Raw genomic sequence first — 11,040 nt, forward strand, 5'->3', positions numbered from 1 at the left:
TAGGCTTGTCAAAAACATCCATGTTTTTGACAGTCCCTACGGGGGCTACCCGCCGCCCGCCCCCATACAGGGTCGTGTGCGGTGGGGAAAAGCAGGCAGCCATGCGGGATGTGCTGGTAGGGTCGGTTCCCAAACGACCGCCCGGAACCCAACCACGTCCGGTGACGCATGAAAACGATCGTCGCCGCGCTCTACCGCGGCTGTTTGATCGGCAATACCAACCGGAACGTCGACCCCACGCCCGGGGTGCTGTCCAGGTCGATGCGGCCGTGGTGCTTGTTGATGATGCTGTAGGAGATCGACAGGCCCAGGCCGGTGCCGCTGCCGACCGGCTTGGTGGTGAAGAACGGGTCGAAGATGCGCTGGCGCAGTTCCGGCGAGATGCCGCCACCGGTGTCCTCGAATTCCACCCACACGTTGTCGCCTTCCACGCCGGTGCGCACGGTGATCGTGCCGCGTTCGGCGATGGCGTGGCCGGCATTGAGCAGCAGGTTCATGTACACCTGGTTGAGCTCCGACGGCAGGCACTCCACCAGCGGCAGCTGGCCGAACTCGCGCTTCAGCTCGGCTTTGTATTTCAGCTCGTTCCAGATGATGTTGATGGTCGATTCGAGGCCGGCGTGCAGGTCGACCAGCTTCCACGACTCGTCGCGCCCGGAGTACGAGAAATCCTTCAGGTCGCGCACGATCCGCGTTACCCGCTCGATGCCCTCGCGCGACTCGGCCATCAGCTGCGGGAGGTCGCGGCTGATGAAATCGATGTCGAAACGCGTGCGGATATCGTCGATTTCCGGTATCAACGCCTTCGGGTCCGGCGCGCGAAGCGCGCGTTCATAGGCTTCGATCACGGTGAACAGGCTGCGAAGGTATTCCTGCAGGCTGCCCAGGTTCGAGTGCACGTAGCCGATGGGGTTGTTGATCTCATGCGCCACGCCGGCGGCCAGCTGGCCGATCGAGGCCATCTTCTCCGACTGCAGCAGCTTTTCCTGGGTGCCGTTGAGGCGCAGGTAGGCCTGGCGCAGCTCCGCATGGCGCTGCTGCAGTTCACGTTCGTAGTCCTCCTGGCCCTCGATGCGGCGGAACAGGGCCAGGAAATGGCGGCGACCGGCATCTTCCTGTTCGTACAGGTGCACGATCACCATGCGCTCACCGACTGGCAGGCTGCCGTTCCAGTGGCCATGCTGGCGTGCGTGTTCCAGCGCGTCCGGCGGCAGCAGCTGGCGCAGCCATTGCGCGGGCTCCAGGCCGGTGCCCGTTTCGGCGTCGCCATCGGTTTCGGCCTGGCCGAGCATCGCCCGTACGGCGGCATTGGCCACGGCCACGGTGCCGTCTTCGCGGAACAGGAGTACGCCTTCGTTGATGCGCTCGAACAGCGCAAGCAGGACCGGCTGCGGGGGCAGCGGTGCGGTGACAAAGGTAGTCGACAGGGTCACGGTCACGTCGGGGCAGTTGGAACAGGCGCCCACTATATCCGGCTTGGATGGATTGCGATTGCCGGGCAGAGCCCGGCGCTACGCTACTGCCAAGGGGCGGCGCACGTGCAGGGTGTTGGACTGGCCCTTGGCGTCGTACGCCGAGGCGGTTTCGCTGCGGCCCAGCTGGCGCAGCGCCCAGTTGACCTCGCGCCGGCGCCGCGACAGCAGTACGCCATTGGCGCGGTTGCGCTCGGCCAGCTCCTGCAGGCGCTCGTTCTGCCCCACCGGCAGCACCTGCTCCAGTGCGCGCAGGGCCTCGAGCTTCGCACTGGTGGCGCGGATCAGCGACTGCACGTCATGGTCCACCAATGCCTGGCGTTCGACGTCCAGGGCATCGCTGAGGCGCTGCAGCGGCTCGCTCATGGCCAGCTTCATCCCTGCAGCTGCTGGTCCAGCTCAAGCATGCGCGAGGCGATCGCGTCCGGATTGATCTTGTAGGTGCCGTTCTGCAGCGACTCGCGTACCGCCTGCACGCGGCCGGCGTCGATCGCCGGGGCGGCGCTCAGTTCGCGCTGCATGGCCTGCAGGCTGGTGGCTTCGCCGGTCAGCCGCAGGCTGTCGGCTGCTTCCACCGGGCGCGCCGGGGCATCGGTGCTCACGCTGGGCTTGTTGCCCGGCGCAATGCTGCGCAGATGGGCGGTCGCCTGCAGGTTGCCGTCGATTTTCTGGCTCATGGACTTGTCCTGGGAGTTACGGTTCACAAGGGATAACGGCACCGGGGCCGCCATCTTTAGGAAAATTTGCCGGTCACAGTGGTCAGCGCGTCACAAAAACGTCGCCGGAGGCCGCCACCGTACCCTGTACCACCTTGCGTGACGACAGATTCTCGACCGACACGCGTTCATTTTCACCCGCATCGGCCAGCGCCTTGCCCGCCACGCGGACCTCCACCCCGGCATAGCGCGACACCAGTGCCACGCTGTCTCCACGTCGAATGAGACGCTGGGCAACCAGGTCGTTGGCCGACAGCAAGCTGCCGGCGCTCAACGTGCGCCGCGCCACCCGCCCCACCGCCGCAGCCGGGTCGGCCAGGGCGGCACCGGCGATGCGGGCCACGTCACGTTGCGAAGTGGTGATATCGGCCGCGCCCAGGGTTTCTCCAGCGGCGATGCCGCGATTGAGGATCAGCACGGTCTGGTTGCGCCGCACTTTGACCGGCACGAACAGGCGCCAGCCACCGGCGTCCGGGCAGCTCACCTCGACCGTGCTGGTGCCGGTGGGCGCTGCGCGCAGCGCCTGGCCGCAGGCCGGCAGGCGCAGGGCCGTGTCCAGCGTGGTATCGCCCTCGCTGCCCTGCGGCAGCGTGGACAGCGCTGCGGCGCGGATGCTGTCTACCGGCTGCCAGGCCCCTGCCGCGTGGACCGCAGGCGGGGCCAGCCCGACCAGGGCGGTCAGCAGGATGGCTATATAGATACGCATGGCGGCTCCACGAACAGGCACATGCGCAGCGTCCTGCAAGCGGCGTGCCGAAGCCGCGTTCCGCACCGCCCTCAAGGGAATGCCGGACGCGCCGATACCGTCTCCATGTCACATGACCTGCTCAACCGCATCGATCAGCGCACCCGCCTGGCGGGCCACAACCGGCTCGCCCTGCTGTTGTTCCGCCTCGGCGGGCGCCAGCTTTTTGGCGTGAACGTGTTCAAGGTGCAGGAAGTCCTGCGCCGCCCGGACCTGTTCCAGGTGCCCGGCCTGCCCGGCCAGTTCGCCGGCGTGGCCGACGTCCGCGGGCGCTCGGTGCCGGTGCTGGACCTGGGCCTGGCGATCGGTCACCCCGAACGCGAGCCGGACGCCGACAAGGCGCCGGGCTACCTGGTGGTGACCGAATTCAACCGGTCGATCCAGGGCTTCCTGGTCAGCGGTGTGGAGCGCATCGTCAACATTGCGGTGGAAGACATCCACCCGCCGCCGGAACTGGGTGCAGAATCGAGCTACCTGACCGCGGTGACCCGCTTCCAGGGCGAGCTGATCCAGGTCATCGACGTGGAAAGCGTGCTGGCCGATATCGCCCAGGTGCGCGGTGAGGCGGTACTGGACCCGTCGATGGCGCTTCCCGCCGACGCGCCGCAGCTGCAGGTGCTGGTGGTGGACGACTCGCGCGTGGCCCGTCAGCAGATCCGCAGCGTGCTGGACCAGCTGGGGGTGGGCGCGACCCTGCTCTCGGACGGCAAGCAGGCCCTGGACCACCTGCTGCAGATCCACGCCGCCGGCGAGAACCCGGCCGAGCGCTATGCCATGGTCATCTCGGACATCGAGATGCCGGCGATGGACGGCTATACCCTGACGACGGAAATCCGTCGCCACCCCGGCCTGGCCGGCCTGTACGTGCTGCTGCACACCTCCCTGTCGGGGGTATTCAACAACGCGATGGTCGAGCGGGTGGGCGCGAACGCCTTCGTGGCCAAGTATTCCCCGCACGAACTGGCCGATTTCGTGCTGGACCGCCTGCGCAAAGTCGCCGAAGCGGCGTAACGCCGCGCCCTGCGTGGCAAGCGACATTCCCAGGGCCGGCCAACGGCCGGCGCTACCGGGGTGTCCCCCGGTTGATTGATCCGGATCCGGATGGGCACGTAACAATGCGTAGCCCCGGCCGTTGGCCGGACGCTTTTCGATCCGGGGTCCGAATCCCGATTCCCGCGCCCCCCGTTCTGGCACGCACCTTGCAGCCTCCCCCACATCGTCCCGTGGGAGAGCGCCATGCCCAACCTGATTTCCGATTACCTGGGGGTCCACGCCCAGGCCATGCCGTTGCGCGAGCAGCGCATGAAGCTGATCGCCAGCAACCTGAGCAATGCCGACACCCCCGGCTACAAGGCCCAGGACCTGGACTTCGACGCCGCGTTGCGCAATGCCCAGGGCCTGGACAGCAACGGGCTGATGAAGACCACCAGTGAGCAGCACTACGCCATCGGTGGCGGCCTCAACCCGTTCCAGGTCACCAAGGAAGGCGTGCAGCCCAGCATCGACGGCAACACCGTCGATCCTGACGCCGAACGCGCCGCCTACGGCCGCGCCGCGCTGGAATACCGCGCCTCGCTGAGCTTCGTCGAATCCAAGGTGCGCTCCATGCTCACCGCGATCACGGGGCAATAAGCCATGAGCAACCTGCCCATCTTCGACATCGCCGGCTCCGCGCTGCAGGCGCAGTCCGTGCGCATGAGCACGCTGGCGTCCAACCTGTCCAACGCCGACACCATTTCCGGCTCGGCCGACGCCGTGTACAAGCCGCTGGAACCGATCTTCCAGGCCGTCACCAGCCGCACCGACCCGAACATCACCACGGTGCAGGTCAAGGAAATCAGCCAGAGCGACGCCGCGCCGATCAAGCGCTACGAGCCGGGCCACCCGCTCGCCGACGGCGACGGCTACATCTACCAGCCCGACGTCGACCCGGTCGCGCAGATGGTCAACCTGATCTCGACCTCGCGCAACTACCAGGCTGGCGTGGAGATGCTCACCACCGCCAAGGAACTGGCGCTGGCCACCCTGACCATGGGTCGCTGACCCTACTTATTGCAGGACACCCCGAGATGACCACCACCAGCGGCGTCGGCAACACCGACATCTACAGCGCCTTGGGCCTGAACGCACCCAACAGCACGGCGACCAAGAAGAAGGACACCCTCGACCAGGCGGATTTCATGCGGCTGATGACCGAGCAGCTGCAGCACCAGGATCCGCTCAAGCCGATGGACAACACCCAGATGGTGGCGCAGATGGCGCAGCTGTCGCAGGTGCAGGGCATCACCGACCTCAACAACACGGTGAAGGGTTTCCAGGAATCGATGGCCGGCGACCAGGTCCTGCGTGGCGCCGCGCTGGTTGGCCACGAGGTGCTGGTGCCGTCGGCCAAGTGGCAGCTGGAAACCGAAGGCGATGCCAGCGGCATGGTCGCCGCGCCAGGTGCCGGCTACGTCACCGTGGACATCACCGATGCCAACGGGGTCAAGGTCACCCAGCTCAGCGTGGAAGCCAAGCAGGCCGGCGAAGTCACCTTCGACTGGGACGGCAAGGACGCCAACGGCAACCGCATGGCCGCCGGCAGCTACAGCATCACCGCCACGCATACTGACAGCGCCGGCACCCAGACCAAGGTCAACACCTACGTCGAAGCACCGGTGGAGAGCGTCACCGTCGGTTCGGACGGTCTGTACCTCAACCTCAAGGGCCTGGGCACGGCCCAGATCGACTACGTGCTGCGCGTCAGCTGAGTCCCTTCGTCACGCATCCAAGGAGAACCCCATGGGCTTCAATATTTCGCTGTCCGGCATCAATGCCGCCAACGCCGACCTCAACGTCACCGCCAACAACATCGCCAACGTCAACACCACCGGCTTCAAGGAATCCCGCGCCGAATTCGCGGACCTGTTCTCGGCCACCAGCTACGGCCTGTCCAAGAACGCGGTCGGCTCGGGCGTGCGCCTGACCAACGTGGCCCAGCAGTTCTCGCAGGGCAACAACGAACAGACCGGGCGCAGCCTGGACATGGCCATTTCCGGTGAGGGCTTCTTCACCATGAGCATGAACGGCGCCCGCGTGTACTCGCGCGCCGGCAACTTCCAGACCGACCAGGCCGGTTTCGTGACCAACCCGCAGGGCGCACGCCTGCAGGTGTTCGCGCCCAACGCCGACGGCACCGGCTTCGACAGCGGCCGCCTCACCGACCTGCAGCTGCTCACCACCGACAGCCCGCCGAAGCAGACCGGCAAGGTCAACGTGGCCTTTACCCTGCCGGCCAACGCCAAGCAGCCGACCCTGGCCGCCTTCGACCCGACCGACTCCAACAGCTACAACCAGTCCACCGGCGGCATCACCGTGTACGACTCGCTGGGCGTGAGCCACACCCAGACCTCGTACTTCGTCAAGACCGCCACCGCCAACGAATGGCAGGTCCACAACTATGTCGACGGCCAGCCCGTAGGCACGCCGACCACGCTGACCTTCAACGACGCCGGTGCGCTGACCAACCCGGCCAACGGCCAGATCGTGATGGATCCGTTCACCCCGACCACTGGCGCCGGCACCCTGGCGATGACCCTGGACGTGACCGGTTCTACCCAGTACGGCGAGAAGTTCGCGCTGCGCAATACCCAGCAGGACGGCTACGCCGCCGGCAAGCTCAACGAGATCACCGTCTCCGAGGAAGGCGTGGTCTATGCGCGCTACACCAACGGCGACGACAAGCCGCTGGGCCAGGTCGCGCTGACCACCTTCAACAATTCGCAGGGCCTGGAAGCCAAGGGCAACAACCTGTGGGTGGAAACCTTCAGCTCCGGCACCCCGCGCACCGGCGCGCCGGACAGTTCGAACCTGGGCAAGGTCCAGGCCGGTTCGCTGGAATCCTCCACGGTCGACCTGACCGAACAGCTGGTCAACATGATCACCGCGCAGCGCAACTTCCAGGCCAACTCGCAGATGGTCTCGACCATGGACCAGATCACCCAGACCATCATCAACATCCGTTGATGAGCCACTGATCGCAGCAGCGCGGAAATACCAACATGGACAAGGCTCTCTACGTCGCGATGACCGGTGCACGCGCCTCCCTGCAGGCGCAGGGCACGCTGTCGCACAACCTGGCCAACACCGACACCCCCGGATTCAAGGAGGCCCTCGCCAATACCGAGGCCTTCCCGATCAAGGGCACCGGTTACGCCTCGCGCGTGGACGCCCTGCACGTGGACGCAGGCTTCAACCGCCGCCAGGGCGCCCAGGTCATCACCGGCAATGCGCTGGACCTGTCGCTGGACGCGGGCAACTGGCTCGCCGTGCAGGCGCCGACCGGTGGCGGCGAGGCCTATACGCGGGGCGCCGCGCTGTCGATCACCCCGAACGGCCAGCTGGTGACCGCCGGCGGCCACCCGGTGCTGGATGAGAACGGCGCGCCGATCGCGGTGCCGCCGCACCAGGCGATGGACATCGGCAACGACGGCACCATCTCGATCATCCCGCAGGGCGAAGGCCCGCAGACCATGGCGGTGATCGGCCGCCTGCGCGTGGTCGCCGCCGACGACGCGCGGCTGGAGCGCGGCCTGGACGGACTGATGCGCAATACCGACCCGCAGCAGCCGTTCGTGCAGGCCCAGGGCAAGTCGCTGGACAGCGGCCAGCTGGAAGGCAGCAACGTCGACGCCGCCGGCGCGCTGGTGCAGATGATCCAGCTGCAGCGGCAGTACGAAATGCAGGTGAAGGTGATCAAGCACGGCGACGACAACGCCCGCAGCGCCAATTCACTGCTGCGCCTGGGCAGCTGAGCGGCACCGCCGACGTAATCCTGGCGCGGTTGTGGCACGCGCCATGCATGAGCCAGGACAACGGCCACTTCCGGTGGCCCCCCGCACCAACACAGGAACACCGCCATGAACCAGGCATTGTGGATCGCCAAGACCGGACTGGATGCGCAGCAGACGCGCATGTCGGTGGTGTCCAACAACCTCGCCAACACCAACACGACCGGCTTCAAGCAGGACCGTGCCAGCTTCGAAGACCTGCTGTACCAGCAGGTGCGCCAGCCGGGCGGTTCATCGTCGGCGCAGACGCAGCTGCCGACCGGCCTGCAGCTGGGTACCGGCGTGCGCGTGGTGGCCACCTCGAAGAACTTCGAGCAGGGCAGCCAGCAGCAGACCGGCCGCGCGCTGGACGTGATGGTCAACGGTCGTGGCTTCTTCGAGGTGCAGATGCCCGACGGCTCGTCGGCCTACACCCGTGACGGCTCGTTCCAGCGCAACCAGCAGGGCGAACTGGTCACCAACAGCGGCTATCCGGTGCAGCCGGGCATCCAGATTCCCGAAGGCGCGCAGTCGCTGACCATCGGCACCGACGGCACCATCAGCGTAAAGATGGCCGATGACGCCGCGTCGGTCGAAATCGGCGCGCTGACCCTGACCGACTTCGTCAACCCGGCCGGCCTGCAGGCGCGTGGCGAGAACCTGTTCCTGGAAACCACCGCGTCCGGCCCGGCGCAGAACGGCAATCCCGGTCTGAACGGCCTGGGCAGCGTGGTCCAGGGCGCGCTGGAAGGCAGCAACGTCAACGTCGTGGAAGAGCTGGTGTCGATGATCGAAACCCAGCGCGCCTACGAAATGAACGCCAAGGCCATTTCCACCACCGACGCCATGCTCGGTTACCTCAACAACAACGTCTGATCGGTTTGATCCGGGACCCCGCCATGCTGCCTCTCACCCCTGCCCTTCGCCTGCTTTCCGCCGCCAGCGTGGTCGCCCTGCTCGGCGGCTGCGTGATCGCCGGCGACGTCCGGCCGTACCCGGCCATGGCTCCGGTGGTTCCCGTCGTCGCCCCGAGCGCACCGGCCACCGCCGGCGCCATCTACGCCGCCGGCCCGGGCCTGCAGCTGTATTCGGACCGCCGCGCCCGCGACGTCGGCGACCTGCTGACCATCACCCTGACCGAAAGCACCACCGCGCAGACCACCGCCAACACCAGCACCGACAAGGAATCCAACCTGGCGCTGGGGACCCCGACCCTGTTCGGCGCGCCGGTCACCCTGGGCGGCAAGGACATCCTGAGCGCCACCGCGGCGGGTTCGCGCGACTTCACCGGCAAGGGCAGCAGCGCGCAGAGCAACCGGCTGCAGGGCAGCGTGACCGTCACCGTGATGCAGCGCCTGCCGAACGGCAACCTGGTCGTGCAGGGCGCCAAGAACCTGCGCCTGAACCAGGGCGATGAACTGGTGCAGGTGCAGGGCATCGTGCGCGCGGCGGATATCAATCCCGACAACACCATTGCCTCCAGCCGGGTGGCCGATGCGCGCATCGTCTACGGCGGTCGCGGTCCCGTGGCCCAGTCCAATGCCATGGGCTGGTTGAGCCGGTTCTTCAACTCGGCGCTGGTGCCGTTCTGAGGCTGATGATGAAATTCCTTCTTCGGTTGGTTGTTCAGCCACGCACGGCGTGGCTCTACGCGGTTGTCATCGCCGCTTCCGTTCTGGGTGTTGCGGCGCCTGCTTCTGCTGAGCGGATCAAGGACCTGGCGCAGGTGGGCGGCGTGCGTGGCAATGCGCTGGTCGGCTACGGGCTGGTGGTGGGCCTGGACGGCAGCGGCGACCGCACCAGCCAGGCGCCGTTCACCGTGCAGAGCCTGAAGAACCTGCTCGGCGAGCTGGGCGTGAACGTGCCGGCCAACGTCAACCCGCAGTTGAAGAACGTGGCTGCGGTGGCGATCCACGCCGAGCTGCCGCCGTTCGCCAAGCCGGGCCAGCCGATCGACATCACCGTGTCGTCGGTCGGCAATGCGGTGTCGCTGCGTGGTGGCTCGCTGCTGATGGCGCCGCTGCGCGGTGCCGACGGCCAGGTCTACGCCATCGCCCAGGGCAACCTGGTGGTGGGCGGTTTCGGCGCGCAGGGCAAGGACGGTTCGCGGGTCTCGGTGAACGTGCCCAGCGTGGGCCGCATTCCCAACGGCGCCACCGTCGAGCGCGCCCTGCCCGACGTGTTCAGCGCCGGCGGCGACATCACCCTGAACCTGCACCAGAACGATTTCACCACCGTCTCGCGGATGGTCGCCGCGCTCAACAACGCCTTCGGCGAGGGCGTCGCGCGCGCGGTCGACGGCGTCACCGTGGCGGTGCGCTCGCCCAGCGACCCCGGGGCCCGCATCGGCCTGCTGGCGCGTATCGAAAACCTCGAACTCACCCCCGGCAGCGCGCCGGCCAAGGTCGTGGTCAATTCGCGCACCGGCACCGTGGTGATCGGCGCGCAGGTCCGGGTCGGCGCGGCCGCGATTTCGCACGGCTCGCTCACCGTGACCATCAACGAAAACACCAACGTCAGCCAGCCCAACGCCTTCGCCGGCGGCCAGACCGTGGCCACCCCGCAGTCCACGATTACCGCGACCAACGACGGCAGCCGCATGTTCAAGTTCAACGGCGGCACCACGCTCGACGAGATCGTGCACGCGGTCAACGCCGTGGGCGCCGCACCGGGCGACCTGATCGCGATCCTGGAGGCGCTCAAGCAGGCCGGCGCGCTCAGTGCCGAACTCGAGGTGATCTGATGCGCATCCAACCGTCGCTGGAACTCAATCCGGCCCAGGCCAACAGCCCGGCGAAGGTCGACAAGGTCGCGCGCCAGCTGGAAGGCCAGTTCGCACAGATGCTGGTCAAGAGCATGCGCGACGCCAGCTTCGGCGATTCGCTGCTGCCGGGCGAGAACACCATGTTCCGCGACATGTACGACCAGAAGATCGCCGAAGCGATGACCCGCGGGCGTGGACTGGGCCTGTCGGCAATGATTTCGCGCCAGCTCGGCGGCGGCGAAGGCGAGACCGCCAAGCCGACCGATACCCGGCTCGATCCCGGTGCGGCGCTGCGCGCGTACCGGCTGCATGCGCCCAGCGCCGCGCCGATGGCCCTGCCCGCCGCCGAGGTCACCGCCGCCGGCACCGACGAGGTCGCCCTCCTGCAGAAGATGGCGGGCGGCGCGGCGTCGGCCGTGCTGCAGCCGATGGAGCGCGCCCTGGACCTGATCGCCGGCCGCGAAAGCAGCCAGATGCATGAGGCGATCGGCGGCCACACCCCGTACGGTGCCGCCACCGGCACCGGCACCGACAC

At 67.4% G+C, this 11,040-nt stretch carries 14 protein-coding genes; 10 read left to right on the top strand and 4 right to left on the bottom strand.

Annotation, left to right across the window (positions count from 1 at the left end):
* Nucleotides 1-191 precede the first annotated feature (191 nt).
* The 4 genes from RWO33_RS16185 to flgA form a co-directional block, all read right to left on the bottom strand.
* On the bottom strand, nt 192-1,439 hold the full coding sequence (locus tag RWO33_RS16185) for an ATP-binding protein (protein WP_314106213.1): 1,248 nt from the start codon (nt 1,437-1,439) through the stop codon (nt 192-194).
* A gap of 72 nt (nt 1,440-1,511) precedes the next feature.
* Entirely contained in the window at nt 1,512-1,850 is a 339-nt protein-coding gene (locus RWO33_RS16190; RefSeq protein ID WP_145477700.1) for a flagellar protein FlgN, read from the bottom strand.
* Complete coding sequence (flgM, locus tag RWO33_RS16195; RefSeq protein WP_145477701.1) at nt 1,847-2,149, bottom strand: flagellar biosynthesis anti-sigma factor FlgM; 303 nt, start codon at nt 2,147-2,149, stop codon at nt 1,847-1,849. The genes RWO33_RS16190 and flgM overlap by 4 nt, the downstream gene beginning before the upstream one ends.
* Before the next feature lie 82 nt (nt 2,150-2,231).
* Entirely contained in the window at nt 2,232-2,894 is a 663-nt protein-coding gene (flgA, locus tag RWO33_RS16200) for a flagellar basal body P-ring formation chaperone FlgA (protein WP_314106207.1), read from the bottom strand.
* Nucleotides 2,895-2,999: 105 nt separating this feature from the next.
* On the opposite strand from flgA, the gene RWO33_RS16205 reads away from it, so the two are divergent.
* From RWO33_RS16205 to RWO33_RS16250, 10 genes are all read left to right on the top strand, one after another.
* The gene (locus RWO33_RS16205; RefSeq protein ID WP_314106208.1) at nt 3,000-3,944 is read left to right on the top strand and encodes a chemotaxis protein; all 945 of its coding nucleotides are present in this window, start codon (nt 3,000-3,002) and stop codon (nt 3,942-3,944) included.
* Nucleotides 3,945-4,169: 225 nt separating this feature from the next.
* Nucleotides 4,170-4,565: a flagellar basal body rod protein FlgB gene (gene flgB / locus RWO33_RS16210; RefSeq protein WP_314106209.1), complete on the top strand. Its 396-nt coding sequence runs from the start codon at nt 4,170-4,172 to the stop codon at nt 4,563-4,565.
* Between the two features lie 3 nt (nt 4,566-4,568).
* Nucleotides 4,569-4,976, top strand: coding sequence for a flagellar basal body rod protein FlgC (flgC, locus tag RWO33_RS16215; protein WP_145477705.1), 408 nt, complete (start codon nt 4,569-4,571; stop codon nt 4,974-4,976).
* A gap of 26 nt (nt 4,977-5,002) precedes the next feature.
* A complete protein-coding gene (locus RWO33_RS16220) occupies nt 5,003-5,683 on the top strand; it encodes a flagellar hook capping FlgD N-terminal domain-containing protein (protein ID WP_314106210.1) in 681 nt (226 codons plus the stop codon).
* Nucleotides 5,684-5,714: 31 nt separating this feature from the next.
* Complete coding sequence (gene flgE / locus RWO33_RS16225) at nt 5,715-6,938, top strand: flagellar hook protein FlgE (RefSeq protein ID WP_145477707.1); 1,224 nt, start codon at nt 5,715-5,717, stop codon at nt 6,936-6,938.
* A gap of 35 nt (nt 6,939-6,973) precedes the next feature.
* Nucleotides 6,974-7,726, top strand: coding sequence for a flagellar basal body rod protein FlgF (locus RWO33_RS16230; RefSeq protein ID WP_145477708.1), 753 nt, complete (start codon nt 6,974-6,976; stop codon nt 7,724-7,726).
* 105 nt (nt 7,727-7,831) lie between these two features.
* On the top strand, nt 7,832-8,617 hold the full coding sequence (gene flgG / locus RWO33_RS16235; RefSeq protein WP_145477709.1) for a flagellar basal-body rod protein FlgG: 786 nt from the start codon (nt 7,832-7,834) through the stop codon (nt 8,615-8,617).
* A 23-nt stretch (nt 8,618-8,640) separates the two neighbouring features.
* Nucleotides 8,641-9,333 (top strand): flagellar basal body L-ring protein FlgH, encoded by a 693-nt coding sequence (gene flgH / locus RWO33_RS16240; protein ID WP_145477710.1) that lies wholly within the window; start codon nt 8,641-8,643, stop codon nt 9,331-9,333.
* An 8-nt stretch (nt 9,334-9,341) separates the two neighbouring features.
* The gene (locus RWO33_RS16245) at nt 9,342-10,484 is read left to right on the top strand and encodes a flagellar basal body P-ring protein FlgI (protein ID WP_314106211.1); all 1,143 of its coding nucleotides are present in this window, start codon (nt 9,342-9,344) and stop codon (nt 10,482-10,484) included.
* Nucleotides 10,484-11,040, top strand: a 557-nt coding sequence (locus RWO33_RS16250; RefSeq protein WP_314106212.1) for a rod-binding protein, incomplete at its 3' end; no start/stop codon positions are given. The genes RWO33_RS16245 and RWO33_RS16250, both read left to right, overlap by 1 nt.

Source organism: uncultured Stenotrophomonas sp. (genome assembly GCF_963519925.1).
Taxonomy (GTDB): domain Bacteria; phylum Pseudomonadota; class Gammaproteobacteria; order Xanthomonadales; family Xanthomonadaceae; genus Stenotrophomonas; species Stenotrophomonas maltophilia_AE.